Annotated in this window: 15 protein-coding genes and 1 tRNA gene; 8 read left to right on the top strand and 8 right to left on the bottom strand. The window is 73.5% G+C overall.

Annotated elements, in window-relative coordinates; translation table 11 throughout:
* Positions 1-8 precede the first annotated feature (8 nt).
* A complete protein-coding gene (gene mgt / locus ACWGH1_RS03980) occupies positions 9-1,223 on the bottom strand; it encodes a macrolide-inactivating glycosyltransferase (protein WP_453356820.1) in 1,215 nt (404 codons plus the stop codon).
* A 169-nt stretch (positions 1,224-1,392) separates the two neighbouring features.
* Between mgt and ACWGH1_RS03985 the strand changes: the two genes are divergently transcribed.
* Positions 1,393-2,244: a phosphotransferase enzyme family protein gene (locus ACWGH1_RS03985; protein WP_453408400.1), complete on the top strand. Its 852-nt coding sequence runs from the start codon at positions 1,393-1,395 to the stop codon at positions 2,242-2,244.
* Between the two features lie 34 nt (positions 2,245-2,278).
* Here the strand turns inward: ACWGH1_RS03985 and ACWGH1_RS03990 are convergent, their stop codons facing one another.
* Together ACWGH1_RS03990 and ACWGH1_RS03995 are read right to left on the bottom strand one after the other, a co-directional pair.
* Positions 2,279-2,992, bottom strand: a complete 714-nt coding sequence (locus ACWGH1_RS03990) for an exonuclease domain-containing protein (RefSeq protein WP_453352581.1) — start codon at positions 2,990-2,992, stop codon at positions 2,279-2,281.
* Between the two features lie 104 nt (positions 2,993-3,096).
* Complete coding sequence (locus ACWGH1_RS03995) at positions 3,097-4,356, bottom strand: SAV2148 family HEPN domain-containing protein (RefSeq protein WP_453352580.1); 1,260 nt, start codon at positions 4,354-4,356, stop codon at positions 3,097-3,099.
* A gap of 285 nt (positions 4,357-4,641) precedes the next feature.
* Between ACWGH1_RS03995 and glgX the strand changes: the two genes are divergently transcribed.
* The 4 genes from glgX (at position 4,642) to ACWGH1_RS04015 (ending at position 10,999) form a co-directional block, all read left to right on the top strand.
* A complete protein-coding gene (gene glgX / locus ACWGH1_RS04000) occupies positions 4,642-6,759 on the top strand; it encodes a glycogen debranching protein GlgX (RefSeq protein ID WP_453352579.1) in 2,118 nt (705 codons plus the stop codon).
* Between the two features lie 198 nt (positions 6,760-6,957).
* Positions 6,958-9,153: a malto-oligosyltrehalose synthase gene (gene treY, locus ACWGH1_RS04005; RefSeq protein ID WP_453352578.1), complete on the top strand. Its 2,196-nt coding sequence runs from the start codon at positions 6,958-6,960 to the stop codon at positions 9,151-9,153.
* Between the two features lie 89 nt (positions 9,154-9,242).
* Positions 9,243-9,608 (top strand): hypothetical protein, encoded by a 366-nt coding sequence (locus ACWGH1_RS04010; RefSeq protein ID WP_453352577.1) that lies wholly within the window; start codon positions 9,243-9,245, stop codon positions 9,606-9,608.
* A 146-nt stretch (positions 9,609-9,754) separates the two neighbouring features.
* Complete coding sequence (locus ACWGH1_RS04015; protein WP_453352576.1) at positions 9,755-10,999, top strand: M14 family zinc carboxypeptidase; 1,245 nt, start codon at positions 9,755-9,757, stop codon at positions 10,997-10,999.
* Here ACWGH1_RS04015 and ACWGH1_RS04020 read toward each other — a convergent pair.
* The gene (locus ACWGH1_RS04020; RefSeq protein ID WP_453352575.1) at positions 10,989-11,468 is read right to left on the bottom strand and encodes an N-acetyltransferase family protein; all 480 of its coding nucleotides are present in this window, start codon (positions 11,466-11,468) and stop codon (positions 10,989-10,991) included. The genes ACWGH1_RS04015 and ACWGH1_RS04020 overlap by 11 nt on opposite strands.
* Positions 11,469-11,524: 56 nt before the next feature.
* Positions 11,525-12,088 carry a DUF1707 and FHA domain-containing protein gene (locus tag ACWGH1_RS04025; protein ID WP_453352574.1) on the bottom strand — a complete coding sequence of 188 codons (564 nt, stop codon included), beginning with the start codon at positions 12,086-12,088 and terminating at the stop codon, positions 11,525-11,527.
* 117 nt (positions 12,089-12,205) lie between these two features.
* On the opposite strand from ACWGH1_RS04025, the gene treZ reads away from it, so the two are divergent.
* Complete coding sequence (treZ, locus tag ACWGH1_RS04030; RefSeq protein ID WP_453352573.1) at positions 12,206-13,957, top strand: malto-oligosyltrehalose trehalohydrolase; 1,752 nt, start codon at positions 12,206-12,208, stop codon at positions 13,955-13,957.
* A gap of 3 nt (positions 13,958-13,960) precedes the next feature.
* Here treZ and ACWGH1_RS04035 read toward each other — a convergent pair whose 3' ends face one another.
* Positions 13,961-14,809, bottom strand: a complete 849-nt coding sequence (locus ACWGH1_RS04035; protein ID WP_453352572.1) for a LysR family transcriptional regulator — start codon at positions 14,807-14,809, stop codon at positions 13,961-13,963.
* 75 nt (positions 14,810-14,884) lie between these two features.
* On the opposite strand from ACWGH1_RS04035, the gene ACWGH1_RS04040 reads away from it, so the two are divergent.
* Together ACWGH1_RS04040 and ACWGH1_RS04045 are read left to right on the top strand one after the other, a co-directional pair.
* Entirely contained in the window at positions 14,885-15,646 is a 762-nt protein-coding gene (locus ACWGH1_RS04040) for a CTP synthase C-terminal region-related (seleno)protein (protein WP_453352571.1), read from the top strand.
* 74 nt (positions 15,647-15,720) lie between these two features.
* A tRNA-His gene (locus ACWGH1_RS04045) sits at positions 15,721-15,793 on the top strand.
* A 73-nt stretch (positions 15,794-15,866) separates the two neighbouring features.
* Here ACWGH1_RS04045 and ACWGH1_RS04050 read toward each other — a convergent pair.
* Entirely contained in the window at positions 15,867-16,622 is a 756-nt protein-coding gene (locus tag ACWGH1_RS04050; protein WP_453352570.1) for an alpha/beta fold hydrolase, read from the bottom strand.
* 146 nt (positions 16,623-16,768) lie between these two features.
* Positions 16,769-18,829 carry a phosphocholine-specific phospholipase C gene (locus ACWGH1_RS04055; RefSeq protein ID WP_453408401.1) on the bottom strand — a complete coding sequence of 687 codons (2,061 nt, stop codon included), beginning with the start codon at positions 18,827-18,829 and terminating at the stop codon, positions 16,769-16,771.
* Positions 18,830-18,964 lie beyond the last annotated feature (135 nt).

Raw genomic sequence — 18,964 nt, forward strand, 5'->3', positions numbered from 1 at the left:
GGGGGCGGTCAGCGCAGCTCGGACTCGATGAGGTCGGCGGCCTGGCGTGCGCCGCCCTCGGCGGCGGTCCGGGCCCGGACCGCCTCGGCCCGGGCGGCCACTTCGGGGTCGGTGACCAGGGCGAGTACGGCGTCCCGCAGCGTGCGGGCGTCGGCCTCCGCCATCGGGACGTGCCGGGCGATGCCCAGTTCCTGGAGCATGTCGGCGTTGCCGAACTGGTCGACGGCCTGCGGGACGGCGACCATCGGGGTGCCCGTCGCCATGCCCTCCTGACTGCCGCCGGCGCCCGCGTGGGTGATGAACGCATCGGCCTGGCGCAGGATGTCCAGCTGGGGGACCCAGCGGTGCACCTCGACGTTGGCGGGGATCTCACCGAGTTCGGCCTCGTCGGTGAACTTGCCGATCTGGAGGACCACGTGCCAGTCGGGGAGTTCCGCGAAGGCGTCCATGCAGGCGCGGTAGAAGGCGGGCAGCTTGGTGAAGGTGGAGCCCATGGAGACCAGGACCACCTTCTTGCCCTCCGCGGCGGCCGGGCGCTGCCAGGTTCCCTGGGTGGCGCGGCGGTCGGCCTGGCAGGTGCCGACGAAGGTGTACACGGACTCGTCGACGCGGTCGGCGTGGGGCTGGAGGGCCTTGGGGATCAGCACGATGCTGCGCCGGGGCCAGCCCACCACGCGGTCCGGGTCGTCCGCGATGCCGTTCTCGTCGAGCCAGGCCCTGAAGCGCGCGTAGTAGGCGCGGCCTCGTTCGGTGGCCCGCAGTTGCTCCTTCATCGGCTCGGCGACCTCCTCTTCGTAGCCGGTCCAGGCGACCAGGTTCGGGGAGAGGGAGATGTCGGGGACGCCCCAGCGGCGGGCGAGGACGACCGCCGGGTAGGCGGTGATGTCGTGGATGACGAGGTCCGGTTCGTCGTCTTCGAAGGCGGCGGCCAGCTGGGGCAGGGCCTGTACGGCGTCGTCGAGGAAGGGTTCGAGGTGGTCGATGAGCTCGCTGCCCCACGCCTCGGGTTCGTCGTCGGTGGGCAGGGTGGAGTGCCAGATGACCGGGGTGGCGCCGGTTTCGGCGACCTTGTCGGCGAAGGAGGCTGGAATGGCGTAGCTCACGCGGTGACCGCGGGCGACGAGTTCCCGGATCACTTCGATGCTCGGGTTCACATGCCCGTGGGCTGCGATGGAGAACATGGCGATGTGTGCGGGCTTGGCTGTGGTCACGAGTGCGACCATAACGAGACGATACGTCTCGTGCAAACTGATTCACTCCTACGTGTGAGCCGCTCCTGCCGCCCCGGTTCGCGCGGCGTGACGGTGGGTCAGACCGGTTGCGCGGGCGGATGGCAGACTGGCCGTGACGTGGTGGTCGAGGACGATCCGGACAGGCAGGGGCGACAGCGGCATGGACGAGGCGCGGGCCAGGGACGTACTGACGGCGGCGGGTGTCACCGGCGCGGCCGAGCTGCTGGCCTTCGGCGAGAACGCCGTGTTCGCGGTCGGCGGCCTGGTGGTGAAGGTGGGCCGGGAGGCGGCACTGCTGGAGCGGGCCGAACGGGAGGTCGCGGTCGCGGACTGGCTCGCCGCCGGCGGGGTGCCGGCGGTCCGGGCGGCCGAGCCGCGGGCCCGGCTGGTGGACGGGCACCCGGTGACGGTGTGGCACCGCCTCCCGGCGGCGGTCCGCCCGGCGGCCCCACAGGACCTGGCGCTCCTCCTGCGGCGGATCCACGCCCTGTCCGCACCGCCGTTCGCGATGCCTGCGCGGGACCTGCTGGGCGGGGTCGAACGCTGGCTGCGGCTGGCCGGTGACGCCATCGACCCGGCGGACGCGGCGTACCTACGGGCCCGGCGCGACGGCTACGCCGGGCAGGTGGCGGCGCTGCCCCCTCACCTGCCGCCGGGGCCGATCCACGGCGACGCGCTGCCCCGCAACGTGCACGTCGGCCCGGACGGGCCGGTGCTGGTGGACCTGGAGACCGTATCGGCCGATCTGCGCGAGCACGACCTGGTGGTGATGGCCCTCTCCCGCGACCGGTACGGGCTGGCCGCCGAGTCGTACGAGGCGTTCGTGACGGCGTACGGCTGGGACGTGCGCGAGTGGCCCGGCTGCGCGGTGCTGCGCGGCGCGCGCGAGACGGCCAGTTGCGCCTGGGTCGCCCAGCACGCCCCGGCGAACCCGGCGGCCCTCGCGGAGTTCCGCCGCCGCGTGGCCTCCCTCCGCGAGGGCGACCCCGAGACCCGCTGGCACCCCTTCTGAGAGTCGCGCGCCGAGACCCACCGCCGGACGGGGGTCAGCGCCGGCGGGGAATGAGCGGCCAGGACGGTTCGACCACCGCCGCCGGGTCCGCGGTGCGCCGCAGGTACGCCTGGAGGGAGACCGACTGCTCGGCCGCCGCGCGCACCTGTAGCTCGTGCAGGTCGGCCAACGGCATCAGCCCCACGGGCCGGTGCCGCTCGGCCATGCGTCGCACCACCCGGGCGGCGGCCACCGCGTCCGCCCGCGCGTCGTGCGCGTCGTCGAGCGGCACCCCGTAGTGGGCACAGAGCGCGTGCAGGGCGCGCTTGCCCTTCCGGTACTTGTCGACGTGCTTGTCGATCACCAGCGGATCGATGACGGGCGAAGGCACGTCGCCCAGCCGCTCGCTGACCGACTCGACCGCGTTCCTCCGGCATTCACGGTCGAGCAGCGACAGGTCGTAGCGGGCGTTCATCACCACCAGGGGCGTCCCCGCACGCAGCCCCCCGGCGAGCGCCCGCACTATCTCCTCGATCGCGGCCGCGGCCGGCATCCCGTGCCGCCGGGCCCGCTCCGTCGAGATGCCGTGGATCGCCGACGCCTGCTCCGGTATCGCGACTCCGGGATCGAGCAGCCAGGTCCGCTCCTGCGAGACGGCCCCGTCGGGATCCAGCCGCACGACCGCCGCCGTGACGATGCGGTCGGTCTCGACGTCGGTGCCGGTGGTCTCCAGGTCGAAGGCCAGCAACGGTCCGCTGATCCAGCCCATCACACGCCCCCCGCCGGCGTTCCCCCGTGCCACGCCATCATGGCGTCCCTCCCCCGTACGTACATCCGGTCAACGACTTTCAGCCTGCCACGGGGCACTGACAGTCAGGACACCGGCCGGGAATCCTCCCACACCGACTCGAATTCCTCCCGGTACGTGGTGAAAAGTCCGTGGTCGGCGTCCTTGGGGACGCCCCGGCCGCCCCCGCGCAGCACCAGCACCGGGGCCTCCATGCCCCGCGCCCGCCGCAGGTACGACTGGACCACCGCGATGCCCGAGGACTCCCCCTCCACCAGGTACGCCGTGAAGCGCGGCGTCTCGTCGAACACGTGGATCTCGAACCGCGACGCGTCGCGCAGGCCGGCCCGCACCCGCCGTACGTGCAGGATGTTCATCTCCACGGAGCGGCTCAGCTCCCCCTTGCGCAGCCCCAGCTCCCGCTCGCGCCGCTTGACGGCGCTGCTCGCCGGGTTCAGGAACAGCAGCCGCACCCGGCAGCCCGCCTCCGTGAGCCGGACGAGTCTTCGGCCGGAGAAGTTCTGCACCAGCAGGTTGAGGCCTATGCCGATGGCGTCCAGCCGCCGGGCGCCCCCGAACAGGTCCTCCGCCGGGAGCTGGCGCTGGAGCCGCACCCTGTCGGGGTGCACGGAGATGACGTCGGCGTACCGGTCCCCCACCAGGTCCTCGACGGCGTCGATCGGCAGCCGGTCCGCCCCCGGGCTGCCCGCGCCGCCGCCCAGCACCTCCAGCAGCCGCGCCGAGGCCCGCTCCGCCTGTTCCAGGACCGCCCGCGAGAGCGCCCGGTTGCGGGAGACCACGTTGCGGGTGACCTCCAGCTCGTCCAGGGCCAGCTCGATCTCCCGCCGGTCGTCGAAGTACGGCTCGAAGCACGGCCAGTGCTGGACCATCAGCTCCCGCAGCTGCGGCAGCGTCAGGAAGCACAGGACGTTGTCGTCGGCCGGGTCCAGCAGATAGCCCTTGCGCCTGCTGACCTCGTGAACGGCCACGGCACGCTGCACCCACTCCTGCCCCGCGGGCCCGGCCGCCGCCACCACCCAGTCGTCCTGTCCGTGCACCGGCTCGTAGATGGGGCGCAGCACCGCGCCGACGACGGCCCGCAGCCGCTGTTCGATGAGGTTCAGCCAGATGTACGCGCGTCCCGCCCGCTGCGCCCGGGTGCGGACCTCGCTCCAGGCGTCCGCGCCCCAGTCCAGCTCGGCCCCGGCGCGGGCGCTGCCGGGCTCCGGCGGGGCCAGCGTCACCGCCCCGGCCGGTACCCCGGCCTGCGCGCTCCCAGGGGCGTCCGCCGGGCCACCCTCGTGCCCGCTGTCACCAGGGGGCAGCTCCAGACCTCCCGAGCTCACCCGTGCACCGCCTTCTGCGTCTGGACGCCCGTCTCCAGTGATCACGGAAGGGTACTCCGCGCGTGCGGCCCGACGCAGCCCGATGGTCCGTGCACCGACTGTCCGTTGACCCATTATCCGATGCGCGGACAGTCCGCTGACCCGGATATCAGCTCTCCGGGTCACCCGGCAGAACCATCCCAAGTCCACGCGTGGCGGCCTCCTTTCGGGGAAGATCTGGCAGAGACGTTGTCCATGCCCGATCAGCCGGGACGTCAGCCGACACCGAGGGAAGAGTCGTTATCTATGCAGGTCTGGCCGGGACAGGCGTATCCGCTGGGTGCCACGTACGACGGCGCCGGAACCAACTTCGCTGTCTACTCCGAGGCCGCTCGGCGGATCGAGCTGTGCCTGCTGCACGACGACGGCTCGGAGACCGCCGTCGAGCTGCGCGAGACGGACGCCTTCGTCCGGCACGCCTACCTGCCCGGCGTCATGCCCGGCCAGCGCTACGGCTTCCGCGTCCACGGTCCGTACGAGCCCGAGCACGGCATGCGCTGCAACGCGGCGAAGCTGCTGCTGGACCCGTACGCGCGGGCGATCAGCGGCAGCGTGGCGTGGGGCGAGGAGGTGTACGGCTACCACTTCGGCCGGCCGGATTCGCGCAACGACCTCGACTCGGCCCCGCACACGATGACCTCGGTCGTGGTGAACCCGTACTTCGACTGGGCCAACGACCGGCCACCGCGCCACGAGTACCACCACACCGTGCTGTACGAGGCCCACGTGAAGGGGCTGACCATGCGTCACCCGGAGCTCCCGGAGGAGCTTCGGGGCACGTACGGCGCGCTCGCCCACCCGGCGGTGATCGGGCACCTCACCAAGCTCGGGGTGACGGCGCTCGAGCTGATGCCGGTGCACCAGTACGTCAACGACCACCGCCTCGTCGACGACGGTCTGAGCAACTACTGGGGCTACAACACCATCGGCTTCTTCGCGCCGCACAACGGCTACGCGTCCGGCGACCGGGGCGAGCAGGTGCTGGAGTTCAAGTCGGCGGTCCGGGCACTGCACGAGGCCGGGATCGAGGTGATCCTGGACGTGGTCTACAACCACACGGCGGAGGGCAACCACCTGGGGCCGACGCTGTCGTTCCGGGGGCTGGACAACGCCTCGTACTACCGGCTGGCGGACGATCCGCGCCACTACATGGACACCACGGGCACCGGGAACTCGCTGCTGATGCGGTCCCCGCACGTGCTACAGCTGATCATGGACTCCCTGCGGTACTGGGTCACCGAGATGCACGTCGACGGCTTCCGGTTCGACCTCGCGGCCACGCTGGCCCGGCAGTTCCACGAGGTGGACCGGCTGTCCTCGTTCTTCGACCTGGTGCAGCAGGACCCGGTGGTGAGCCAGGTGAAGCTGATCGCGGAGCCCTGGGACCTGGGCGAGGGCGGCTACCAGGTGGGCAACTTCCCGCCGCTGTGGACGGAGTGGAACGGCAAGTACCGCGACACAGTGCGGGACTTGTGGCGCGGACAGCCGCGCACGCTCGCGGAGTTCGCGGGACGGCTGACCGGCTCCTCGGACCTCTACCAGGACGACGGCCGGCGGCCGCTCGCCTCGATCAACTTCACCACCTGCCACGACGGCTTCACCCTGCACGACCTGGTCTCGTACAACGAGAAGCACAACGAGGCCAACCGGGAGGGGAACCGGGACGGCGAGACCCACAACCGGTCATGGAACTGCGGCGTGGAGGGAACCACCGAGGACCCGGAGGTGCTGGAGCTGCGCGAGCGCCAGATGCGCAACTTCATGGCGACCCTCATGCTCTCCCAGGGCGTTCCGATGCTCAGCCACGGGGACGAGTTCGCCCGCACGCAGGGCGGCAACAACAACGCCTACTGCCAGGACAACGAGCTGTCGTGGGTGGACTGGCCCGAGCCGGGCAAACCGGCGCCCGCGCTGCTGGAGTTCACCCGCCAGATGGTGTGGCTGCGCCGCGATCACCCGGTGTTCCGCCGGCGCCGGTTCTTCCACGGCCGGCCGGTGGAGGGCACCCACGACGAGCTCTCGGACATCGCCTGGTTCACCCCGCACGGCGAGGAGATGCGGGCCCGCGACTGGCAGGCGCAGCACGCGCGCTCGCTGACGGTGTTCCTCAACGGCGAGGCGATCTCCGAACCGGGGTCGCGCGGGGAGCGGATCACCGACGACTCGTTCCTGCTGATGTTCAACGCCGGTGCCGAGCCGCAGGAGTTCACCGTCCCGGCCGGGCACGGGGCCCGGTGGCTGCTGGTGGTGGACACGGCGAAGCCGGACGTCCTGCCCCCGGGCACCGGCACGCAGTACGCGGCCGGCGACCGGGTGCCGCTGACGGGCCGCTCCCTGGTGGTGCTCCAGCGCCCCGCCGCCTGAGGGCCGCCGGCGGCGCCGTGCGGGCGGGCGGGCGGTCCCGGCTGCCACGGCGGCGCTGCCGACGCCGGGACGCCGGCCAGGTGCGGTCACCCGGATGCACGGGGCAATGGCACGGAATCCGGCTGGGCGGGTACGTAGGTTCTCATGAGCCAGTCATACGAACGCGTCCGACCGACAGCTGACGTTCCGACAGTCGTGATGCCGGCATCCACCTACCGTATCCAGCTCTGTCCCGAGTTCCCCTTCGCGGCCGCCGAGGCGGCCGTGCCGTACCTCGCCTCGCTCGGCGTGTCCCACCTGCACCTCTCGCCGTCCCTGGAGGCGGTGCCCGGCTCGACGCACGGGTACGACGTCACCGACCACTCCCGGGTGCGGGAGGAGCTGGGCGGCGAGGCGGGGCTGCGCGCGCTCGCCCGGACCGCGCGCGGCCACGGGCTGGGCCTCGTCCTCGACATCGTGCCGAACCACATGGCGGTCCCCTCGCCGCTGCGGCTGAACCGGCCCCTGTGGGAGGTGCTGCGGGAGGGACCCGGCTCGCCGTACGCGCGCTGGTTCGACATCGACTGGGAGGCCGGCGGCGGGCAGGTGCTGCTGCCGGTGCTCACCGGGCCGCTGGAGGTGGAGTCGCTCGCGGTCGACGGGGAGGTGCTGCGCTACGGGGACCACGAGTTCCCCCTGCGGGAAGGCACCGCCGGGCTGCCGCTGCCCGAGCTGGCGGCGGCGCAGTGGTACCGGCCGGCGTTCTGGCGCGAGGCCCGCACCTCCCTCAACTACCGGCGGTTCTTCACCATCTCGGACCTCATCGGGGTCCGAGTGGAGGACCCGGAGGTCTTCGCCGCGACGCACGTCAAGATCCTGGAGCTGGTCCGGGACGGGGTGCTCCAGGGGCTGCGGATCGACCACGTGGACGGGCTGGCGGACCCCGAGGGCTACCTGCGGAGGCTGCGCGCGGAGGCCGGCGAGGGCTGCTGGGTGGTGGTGGAGAAGATCCTGGCCCGCTCCGAGCGGCTGCCCCCCTCCTGGCCGGTGGCGGGCACCACCGGGTACGACGCGCTGCACCGGGTGGACGGGGTGTTCACCGATCCCGCCGGGGCCGCCGAACTGACCCGCGACTACCGCAAGTCCACCGGGTCCGGCTCCTGGGCCGAGACGGCCGAGGCGTGCGCCCGGGAGGTGCTGACCGGCGATCTGGCGGCCGAGCTGGCCGCGCTGGAACGGTCGGCCGGCAAGGAACTGCGCGGCGCGGTCCTGGAGTTGCTGGTCGCCAACCCGGTCTACCGGCCGTATCCGGGCGGCCCGGGGCTGCCGCCGGAGGCCCTGGAGCGGGCGGCCGCGCTGGCCGGCGTCGGCGCGGTGGACGGCGTGCGCGGCCTCCTGCGCCGGGATCCCGCCTTCGCGGCGCGCTTCGCCCAGACCTCGGCGGCCCTGCGCGCGAAGTCGCTGGAGGACCGGGCCTTCTACCGCTGGGCCCCGCTGCTGTCGGCGACGGAGGTGGGCGGGGAACCCGGGGACCCGGCGGTGCCGGTCGCGGAGTTCCACGCGTACTGCGCGGACCTGGAGCGCCACTGGCCCGCCTCGGGGACGGTGCTGTCCACCCACGACACCAAGCGCAGCGCCGACGTCCGGGCCCGGATCGCGGTGCTGTCCCAGGCCCCGGAGCTGATGGCGGGGGCCGGCGCCGTCCCGGACGCGCAGCTGGCGTGGGTGGCGCGGCAGAGCGCGCTGGGCCTGGGGCAGATCCCCGACCGGGAGTCCCGGCTGGCGGCGGCCCTGCTCAAGGGGGCCCGGGAAGCGGCGCTGCGCACGTCCTGGACCGATCCGGACGAGGAGTACGAGGGGGCGGTGGCCGCCCCGCCGGAGGTGGACCTCCCGCCGGACCTGGCGGAGGCGGCCCGGGCCAACGTGCTCGGCATGACCGTGCTGCACCTGGCCATGCCGGGGGTGCCGGAGGTGTACCAGGGGGCGGAGAGCGAGTACCGGGCGCTGGTCGACCCGGACAACCGCCGGCCGGTGGTCTTCCCCCGGGACGAGCTGGCCCGGCTGGACGGGGGCGGCGTCCCGCACGGCCTGGCGGGGGAGAAACTGGCCCTGTCGGCGGCCCTGCTGCGGCTGCGGCGCACCCGGCCGGAGCTGTTCACCGGCTACCGGCCCTTGCCGGCCCGGGGCCCGGCGGCCGGGCACTGCGTGGCCTTCGGCCGCTCGCCCGCGCTGATCGCGGTCGCCACCCGGCTCTCGCACCGGCTCGCGGGCGAGGGCGGCTGGCGGGACACGGCGCTCCCGCTGCCGCCGGGCCGCTGGACGCCCCTGCTGGGCGAGGGCGCGTACGAGGGCGAGGCGCTGCTGTCCCACCTGCTGGCCGACATCCCGGCGATGGCCCTGGTCCGGGCGGATTAGGCGCCCGGAGCGTGGGCGGCCGGTCGGGGTCGCACGTCGACGACCGCGACCGGCCACCCGAGCGGCCCCGTCGGCGTTACCCTCCGAAGATGGAACGCGCAGAGGTTCTGAAGCGAGTCATCGGCATCCTCACCGAAGCCCAGGAGATCCGCAGGGCGGCCGAAGCCGGGGAGGACGAGGAGGTCCCCGCGGCGGAGGCGGGGGTCGTCACCCAGTTGCTGAACGAGATGCTGCCGTCGATCAGCGTTCCGGCCGAGTCCTCCCCGCAGCAGGTCGCCCGGCTGGTCGCCGAGGCGCTCGGGCCGGCCCTGCACACGATGGTCGCCGGATTCAGCCTGGCCTTCACCAGCCTCGCCATGGCGCACGACGGCGGTCGCACGGACCTCTCCTCGATCGAGGTCCTCCAGCAACTCGCCCTCGAAGTGGAGTCGGGGGCCTTCGACGAGGGCTCCTGAGTCCGGCCGGAGCCAGCGCCTCCGGATCACCGCCGGCAAGGCGTTGGCCAGGGCTTTTCCCGGATTTTCGGAGAACTGCGGGGCGCGCGGAGCAGTACGGGGCGGGCGCGGCGGGCATGGCATGAGGTGTGACCCTCCTTCGCGACATGCGCTACCCCACACCGCACCAACTCGCCGTGGCCGCACGCCGCCTGGCGGACGAAAACCCGGTCCGCGCCCGGCTGCGCCGGGCCGGCCTCTCCCGGGGCGGGGAACCGCTCTGGGTGCTGTCCGTCGACGCCGCGGGGCCGGACGAGAACGTACTCGTCGTCGCCGGGGCGCACGCCAACGAGCCCGTCGGCGGGGCGACGGCGCTCGCCCTGGCCCGCCGCATCATCGCCGAGCCGGCCACCGCGAACGGCTGCGGCTGGCACTTCCTGCTCTGCGCCGACCCGGACGGCGCGGCCCTGCACCGCACGCCCCGCCCGTACTCGCTCCTGGACTACCACCGGGCCTTCTTCCGGCCGCCCGGTCCCGAACAGCCGGAGTGGGCGCCGTCTTTACTGCCCCCGGACCGGCTGCCGCCCGAGACCGTGGCCCTGACCGCGCTGATCGACGAACTGCGGCCCGTCCTCCAGGTCTCCCTGCACGCCACCGACCTCGGCGGCTCCTGGGTGCAGCTCACCCGGGACATACCCGGCCTCGCGGAGCCGTTCGCCAAGTCGGCCGCCGAGCTGCGCATCCCCGTCGAAACGGGGGCCTCGGACGCCACCGGCTGGCCCTCACCGGGGCCGGGGATCTTCGTCATGCCGGAGCCGGGATCCCGACCCGACGGGAGCTTCCACCCCGAGGACACCCGGCTCAGCACCTGGTACCACGCCCATCGCTATTCGGGCACCACCGCGATCGTCGAAGTCCCGATGTGGGCCTCCGACTCGGTGGACGACCCGGCTCCGCACCCCGACCCCCGGCGCGCCCTGCGGATGCTCGCGGGCCGGCTCACCGCCGACTCCGCCCGGGTGGCCGCCGTTCGGGACGAGATACGGGACTGCCCGGTGCCGGGCGGGGCCGCGCCGCTGCTGCGCGCGGTGGACTGGACCCTGGCGCTGGTGCCGCGGGTCACCGCGGAGTGGACCGGCCCCGGGGCTCCCACCGAGGCCACCGCGGCCCACATCGGCAGCATCGACGCCTTCGGGCGCCGGCTCTCGCTGCGCGCGGCCGCAATGCTGCTGCGGGTGCTGCGGGCACAGGGGCATCCGGCCGCGGGCGGGCTGGACCGGCTCGTCGCCGGCTGGTGCGAGGAGTTCGCGGCGCGCTTCCAGGCCCGCTGGGTGCCGGTGGCGACCCAGGTCGAGCACCAGTCCCGGACGGTGCTGGCGGCGTGCGAGCGGCTGACGGCGGTCATCCGGTAGCGGGCGGCCGCACCGGAAGGGAGTAGCGCCGCTTGGTGCGGCCGGTGGCGCCGAGCCGGTCGTAGAAGCGGATGGCGCCCTCGTTCCAGTCGGGGGTCTGCCACTCGACGTGCCCGAGGCCCCGCTCGCGCGCGAGAGCGGCCACGCCGTCCATCAGGGCGCCGCCCAGGCCGTTCCCGCGCGCCTCCTCGGCGAGGTAGAGGCAGTCCATGTGCAGGAAGGGGCCGCCGTCCCAGAAGGAGAACTCCTCGGAGCAGGCGGCGTATCCGGCGACCTCGCCCCGCGGGGTCTCGGCGAGCAGCACCCACACCCGCGCGCCGGCCGCGAACAGCGCGGGGCCGAGGCGGTCCGCCAGTCCCGGGGGGCGCGGATGCGACTTCTCGTACGCGATGTGCTCGTGGATCAGTTCGACGATGCGCGGGAGGTCCTCGGGGCGGGCCGGACGTACCACGGCCTTGTGTTCGGTCATGCCCTCCATCCTGCGCCCCCGGCCGGCCACGACCCCCGCCGGCCCTTACCCGCCGCTCAGCCCGCCGTCAGCCGGAACGTCATCCGGCCGAACCCGATGTGGTCGCCGTCGCGGACCACCGCGGAGCCGGTCACGCGCCGTCCGTTGACGGTGGTGCCGTTCGTCGAACCGAGGTCCGTGAGCACCCACACGCCGTCGCGCAGGCTGAGTTCGGCGTGCGCCCGGGAAACGGTCTCGTGGCTGAGCCGCAGTCCGTTGCCCGGGTCCCGGCCGATCCGCAGCGGCGCCGCGCTCGGATGCGGCATCAGCAGCGTGGGCAGTTTCTCCGCCCGCCAGGCGCGGCGGACCCCGACACTGACGGCCGAGACGCGGCCCACCCAGCCGAACAGCCGACGTGCCCAGGGGCTTTCGCCCTGCTCGCGCGTCTGGAGGTCGGCGGTCAGGGCGGCGAGTTCCTCGGACCGGCGGGCGACCAGCGCGAGTTCCATCCGGCGCAGGAAGGTGTCGTGGGACAGCCTGCCCAGGGCGGCCCCCTCCCGCAGCTCCCCCAGCACTCGGTCGCGCTGCGCATCGGAGACCCGCGGCGCGGGATAGGCGGGGAACTCGAAACTGGACGTCACAGGGTGATTGTCGGCCCGTCGTGGGCGAAGTGTCCAGAACTCCCCCGCCCCGGGCGGGATGATGGGCCCCGGTGAGGGCGACAGGGCCAGGTACCGCCGGAGACGAGGGGACCGTCCGTGCAGTTCGAGGTGTGGGCACCGCAGACAGGTCGGGTCGCCGTGCGACTGAACGACACCGCCTACGAGATGACCCGCGATCCGGCACCGGACCGGGCCGGGTGGTGGGTGGTGGAGGCCCCGGCCGCCGACGGGGACCGGTACGGGTTCCTGCTGGACGACGGTCCGCGGCCCCTTCCGGACCCGCGCGGCCGCCGGCTCCCGGACGGGCCTGACGGCCTGTCGGCCGTGGTCGACTTCACACCGCTCCATCCGCACGCCCCGGCCCCGCGCATCCCGCTCCAGGACGCCGTCCTCTACGAGCTGCACGTCGGTACGTTCACCCCCGAGGGCACCTTCGACGCGGCCGCCGCCCGCCTCCCGCACCTCACCTCGCTCGGCGTCACGCACGTCGAGCTGATGCCGGTCTGCCCCTTCCCCGGCCGGCACGGCTGGGGGTACGACGGGGTCGCGCCCTGGGCGGTGCACGAGCCGTACGGGGGCCCGGCCGGGCTGGCGCGGTTCGTGGACGCTGCGCACGCGGCCGGGCTGGGCGTGGTGCTGGACGTGGTGCACAACCACCTGGGACCGTCCGGGAACCACCTCCCCGCTTTCGGGCCGTACTTCACCGACACCCACCGCACGCCGTGGGGCGCGGCGGTCAACCTGGACGCGCCCGGCTCGGACGAGGTCCGCGCCTACTTCATCGGCAGCGCCCTGGCCTGGCTGCGGGACTACCGGATCGACGGACTCCGGCTGGACGCCGTACACGCACTGGCCGACGGGCGGGCGCTGACCTTCCTGGAGGAGCTGGCGGCCGCCGTGGACGCGCTGGCCACGGAGACCGCCCGGCCGCTGTTCCTGATCGCCGAGTCCGACCAGTGCGACCCGCGCACCACCACCGCGCGCGCAGCCGGCGGCCTCGGCCTCCACGCCCAGTGGAACGACGACTTCCACCACGCCCTGCACTGCGCGCTGACCGGCGAATCGCAGGGGTACTACGCCGACTTCGCGGTGGCCCCGCTCGCGGCCCTCGCCAAGACCCTGACCCGGGCCTTCTTCCACGACGGCACCTGGTCCTCGTTCCGTGGCCGTACCCACGGCCGCCCCGTCGACCGGCGCCGGACGCCCGCGCACCGCTTCGTCGGCTACACCCAGACCCACGACCAGATCGGCAACCGGGCGCTGGGCGACCGGCTCTCCGCCACGCTGTCCCCCGGGCTGCTCGCGTGCGCGGCCACGCTCGCGCTGACCGGGCCGTTCGTGCCGATGCTGTTCATGGGCGAGGAGTGGGGCGCGGACACGCCGTGGCAGTACTTCACCGACCACCCGGATCCGGAGCTCGCGGAGGCCGTACGGACCGGCCGGCGGCGGGAGTTCGCCGCGCACGGCTGGAAGGAGGAAGAGGTCCCGGACCCGCAGGACCCGGCGACCAGGGACCGGTCCTGTCTGGACTGGAGCGAGCCGGAGCGGACCGGGCACGCCCGGCTGCTGGAGTGGTACCGCACCCTCGTGGCGCTGCGCCGCAGCCACCCGGACCTGCGCGACCCGGACCTGGCGGCGGTCCGGGTCGCCCACGACGAGGAGCGGCGCTGGCTGACCTTCCGGCGGGGCGACGTCCGGGTGGCGGTGAACCTGTCCGCCGAGCCGGTGACGATCGCGCTGGGCCGCAACGGGGTCCGGGTGCTGGCCTCCTGGGAGCCGCTGGAGCATCCCGGCGGGGACGGGCGGATCCACGTACCGGGCGAGTCGGCGGTGGTCCTGGGGCCGTGACCGCTACGCCGGTCCCGCCGTGAGCCGCTCGGCGACGGCGCGGGCCGTGCCGGTGGGGGCGCCCGGCGTGAGGAGTTCCGTACGGTGCACCAGCCGCGGCGACTCCAGCGGTACGGCGACCCCCGCGCCGGCGGCCCGCGCCACCCGCAGCGGCAGCAGGGCCAGGCCGTGGCCGGCGGCGGCGAGGGCGCACAGGGCGTGCAGGTCGGTGCCGTCGTAGCGCAGGGCCGGGGCGGTGCGGACGGCGGCGGCCGCGAGCCCCACCCCCGGGGCGTCGAGCCAGCGCGCGTCGGCGAGGTCGTCCAGCCGGACGGCGGCCCGCCCGGCGAGCGGATGCCCGGCCGGGAACAGGACGGCGAGCTCCTCCTCACCGACGCCGGTGACCCGCAGCGGGGCCACGTCGGGCAGCCGGAGCGGATCGCTGGGCGCGGCCGGCCCGTCGACGAGCCCGAGGTCGCAGCCCCCGGCGGCGACGACGGCCGGCACCTGCGCGGGCGGCAGCACCCGCAGGGTGACCCCGGTGGCGGGGAGGGCGGCCAGCAGCCGGGGGCCGACGGCGAGCGGGGACGCGGCGAGGGTGATCCGCCCGGGCGGCGCGGCGGCCAGCCGCAACACGTCAGCCCGGGCGGCGTCGAGGCGCAGCAGCAGCGGCCCGGCGTGTTCGAGCAGCCGATCCCCGGCGGGCGTCGGCGCCACGGGCCGCCGGGTCAGCAGCTCGGTCCGCAGGTCCGACTCCAGGGCGGCGATGTGCTGGGAGACGGCGGACTGGGTGTAGCCCAGTTCCCGTGCGGCGGCGGAGAAGGAGGCGAGCCGGGCGACGGCGGTGAAGGTGCGCAGCAGGTGCGGATCCATGCCATCAGGATCGCTTATCGATCATGCAGAAACAATCGTTGACGCTGAACGGACCTCGGCGCCCAGGATGAACGCATGAACACCACCGCACAGCCCGTACGGCCCGCACCGGCCGCCGCCCGGATCGCCCTCGTCGGCGACCGCTCCCCGCACGTGAAGTCCCACACCCGGATCCCGCTGCTCCTCGACGCCCTCGCCGCCCGCGACGGGCTGGTCCTCGACGCCTACTGGCTCCCGACGTCCGACGCCGGGGCCGAAGCCGCCTCCGGGGCACTGGCCCGCTTCGACGCGGTGTGGGTGCTGCCCGGCAGCCCGTACGCGAGCGAGGCGGGGACGCTGGCGGCGATCCGGGTGGCGCGCGAGGAGCGGATCCCCTTCCTCGGCACCTGCGGCGGCTTCCAGCACGCGCTGCTGGAGTTCGCCCGGAACGTGTGCGGGCTCAGCGGGGCCGCGCACGCCGAGAACGACCCGGACGCCGGGGACCCGGTGATCGCGCCGCTCTCCTGCTCGCTGGTCGGCCACGAGGGTCTCGTACGGGCCGAGCCGGGGTCGCTGGCCGAGTCCGTGCTCGGCGCCGAGCGGAGCCTGGAGCACTACCACTGCAACTACGGTCCGGCGCCCCGCCACCTGCCGGCGCTGGAGGCCGGGGGCCTGCGGCTGTCGGGGCACGACGAGGACGGGCAGGTCCGGATGGCGGAGCTGCCCGGGCATCCGTTCTTCCTGGCCACCCTGTTCCAGCCGGAGCTCGCCGGTGACGGCACGAAGCCGCACCCCGTCGTGCGGGCCCTGGCGGCGGCGGCCGTGGCGCACGCGGCGGGGGCGCCCGCCGCCCGGTAAAGCGTCGCAGGACCACCCGTCTGATCAGCTATGCTGTGCGTGCACGTCGAACGGGTGGTCCGCCGCCCTTCGTGGTGGGTGTAGCTCAGTTGGTAGAGCACCTGGTTGTGGTCCAGGTGGCCGCGGGTTCAAGTCCCGTCACTCACCCTGTTGACCCTGTGGGGGTACGAGGTTCTCCTCGTACCCCCACAGGCGTTTCACGAGGTCCGCGCGACCGGGGCTAGCTCCGCAAGAACGCCTCCACCTCGGTGACGAAGGCCACCGGGGTCTCGTGCGGCGGGTAGTGGCCGGCGCCGGGGATCGTACGGACGCGGCAGTCCGGGTACCACGCCTGCCAGGTGGCCCGCATCACATCGGCGGTGAGGGCCAGGTCGTACTCGCCGACGAGGACCAGCACCGGGACGGTGTTGCCCTTGACGGCGGACGACAGGTCGAGGGGCTGCCAGCTCGCGAGGTAGGCGGCGAAGGCCTCGGGCCGCGAGACCTCGCGGGAGTGGGCGACCATGCGGTTCACCCAGTGGCGGCTGGCGCGGTTGCCGGTGACCAGATCGAGGATGATCCGACGGTTCTCGGGGTTCTCGGCGGCGCCGTAGAAGAGTTCGTGGGTGGCGTCGTCCATCTCGTACGGGGCGGCCGGCACCGGGGCGAGCCCGACCAGTTTCTCGATCCGCTCGGGTGCCCGGACCAGGACCTGCTGGGCGGCCTTGCCGCCCATGGAGTGGCCCAGCAGCGAGAAGGTGTCCCAGCCGAGCTGGCCGGCGAGTCCGAGGACGTCGTCGGCGATCTCCGGGAGGCTGTACCGGCCGGTGACGTCCCGGCGCTCGCCGTAGCCGCGGTAGTCGAGGAAGGCGTACGAGAACCCCTCGGGGTCCAGGTAGTCGAGCACGGACCCCCAGTTGGCGGAGGTGCCGAACCAGTCGTGCAGCACGATGACGCGGGTGGGGCCGGTGCCGATCCTGCGGTGGGCGATGGCCATGCGTTCTCCCTCGGTGACGAAGGCGTGGAAAGCGACGCCGTACGTTCTGCCCACCGCGCCTGCCGTCACACCGCGGGCAGCCGCCGCCCGCGGACGTGGCGGTCCCGGGACGGCGGCTGCGGTGCGGCGCGGTAGGGCCGGGGGCGTCAGACCGTGGTGATCGCCGGGTCCGAGACGCCGGGGGCGCCGGTTTCGACGTGGCCCGCGAAGCGGCGCAGGAAGGTGGCGTCGGCGTCCGAGACGACCTTGACGTCGTACCAGCGGCCCGTCGAGGCGAGGTCCGCCGTGCAGGTGGCCGTGCCGCCCGCCGCGACCCGCAGGGTCTGGGACGCGCCCCCGTAGGCATTGGTCACCGTGAGGTTGACGGCGGTCGTACCGGAGTTGGTCAGGGTCAGTTTGAGGTTGCCGGTCGCCGCGTCGTGGCGGGCCGTGACCTCGGGGCCGGCCTTCTTGGCCGGGCCCTTCCAGGTGCGCAGGAACCCGTTCGGCCCCCAGACGCTGAGGTTGATCTGGTAGCCGGTGGAGCTGCTGGTGCTCCAGGTGTCCGACAGGGTCTTGCCCGCCTCGACCGTGTAGGGCCACGGGCCGTCGGTGCGGTTGCCGGAGGTGCTGTGGAAGTGGGCGCCCAGGGTGGGGCCCGAGGCGAAGGTCAGCGTGAACTTGCCGGTGGAGACGGTGGCCTTGCCGTCCACGTACGGGGCGTAGCCGAGCGCGCGCGTCGGCTTGGTGCCGCCCTCCTGCTTGGGCAGGGTGCCGGTCGCCGGGGGGACGGGGTGGTAGGAGGGGTGCGCGTTGTGGTCCGCCGGCACGTATCCGGCGGTGGAGGGCAGCGCCGCCGGGGAGGCGTCCGCCTTGCCGAAGTCGAACGCGGAGGTCAGGTCACCGCACACGGCGCGGCGCCACGGCGAGATGTTGGGCTCCTGCACGCCGAAGCGCTTCTCCATGAAGCGGATCACCGAGGTGTGGTCGAAGGTCTCGGAGCAGACGTAGCCGCCCTTGCTCCAGGGGGACACGACGATCATCGGGACGCGGGGGCCGAGACCGTACGGGCCGGCCGCGTAGCCGCCGCCCCCGGCGTACAGGTCCTTCGAGACGTCGGCCGTGGACAGGCCCCAGGCCGAGGACGCCGGCGGGTACGGCGGGACGACGTGGTCGAAGAACCCGTCGTTCTCGTCGTAGGTGATGAAGAACGCCGTCTTCGCCCAGACCGCGGGGTTGGCGGTCAGCGCGTCCAGGACCTGCGAGATGTACCAGGCGCCGAAGTTGACCGGCCAGTTCGGGTGCTCGCTGAACGCCTCGGGGGCGGCGATCCAGGAGACCTGGGGCAGGGTGCCGGCCACCACGTCCGCGCGGAGCTTGTCGAAGTAGCCCTCGCCGGCCTTGGCGTTGGTGCCCGTACGGGCCTTCTCGTAGAGGGCGCTTCCCGGCTGGGCGCCCCGGTAGCTGTTGAAGTACAGCAGCGAGTTGTCGCCGTAGTTGCCGCGGAACGCGTCGCCGATCCAGCCCCATGAGCCGGCCGCGTTCAGGCCGTCGCCGATGTCCTGGTAGATCTTCCAGGAGACCCCGGCCGCCTCCAGCCGCTCGGGGTAGGTCTTCCAGCCGTAGCCGGCCTCCTGGTTGCCGAGGACCGGGCCGCCGCCGGCGCCGTCGTTGCCCGTGTGGCCTGACCACATGTAGTAGCGGTTGGGGTCGGTGGCGCCGATGAAGGAGCAGTGGTAGGCGTCGCAGACGGTGAAGGCGTCGGCGAGCGCGTAGTGGAACGGGATGTCGTTCCGTGTCATGTACGCCATCGTCGTCGCGGTCTTGGCCGGGACCCACTTGTCGTACTTGCCGTTGCTGTAGGCCTGGTGGCCGCCCGCCCAGTCGTGGTTGAGGCCCTCGACGAACTGCATGCCCAGGTCGGCCACCTGCGGGTTGAAGGGGAGGACGTCCTTCGTCCCGTTGGACTGGTAGAAGACGGACTTGCCGTTGTCCTGCAGCACGGGCCTCGGGTCGCCGAAGCCGCGGACGCCCTTCATCGTGCCGAAGTACTGGTCGAAGGAACGGTTCTCCTGCATCAGGACGACGATGTGCTCGATGTCCTGGATGGTTCCGGTGCTGCCCTGTGCCGGAATGGCGGCGGCCCGAGCGATGCTCTCGTTCAGCATGGCGGCGGCGGCCGTGCCGCCCGCGATCTGCAGGAACCTGCGACGGTTGAGTTCAGCCACGGTGAAGACCTCTGGGGGTGTGGAGGGGGGTCGAGGGGCGCCCCAAGGACAGCGGTCCCGGGGGGCCGGACGGAGATCCTCGTCTGACCTTGCGCCGTACAAATGGAGAACGGAAGGGCTCGCGGCACCGGTCCG

Source organism: Streptomyces sp. NPDC054883 (assembly GCF_053610645.1).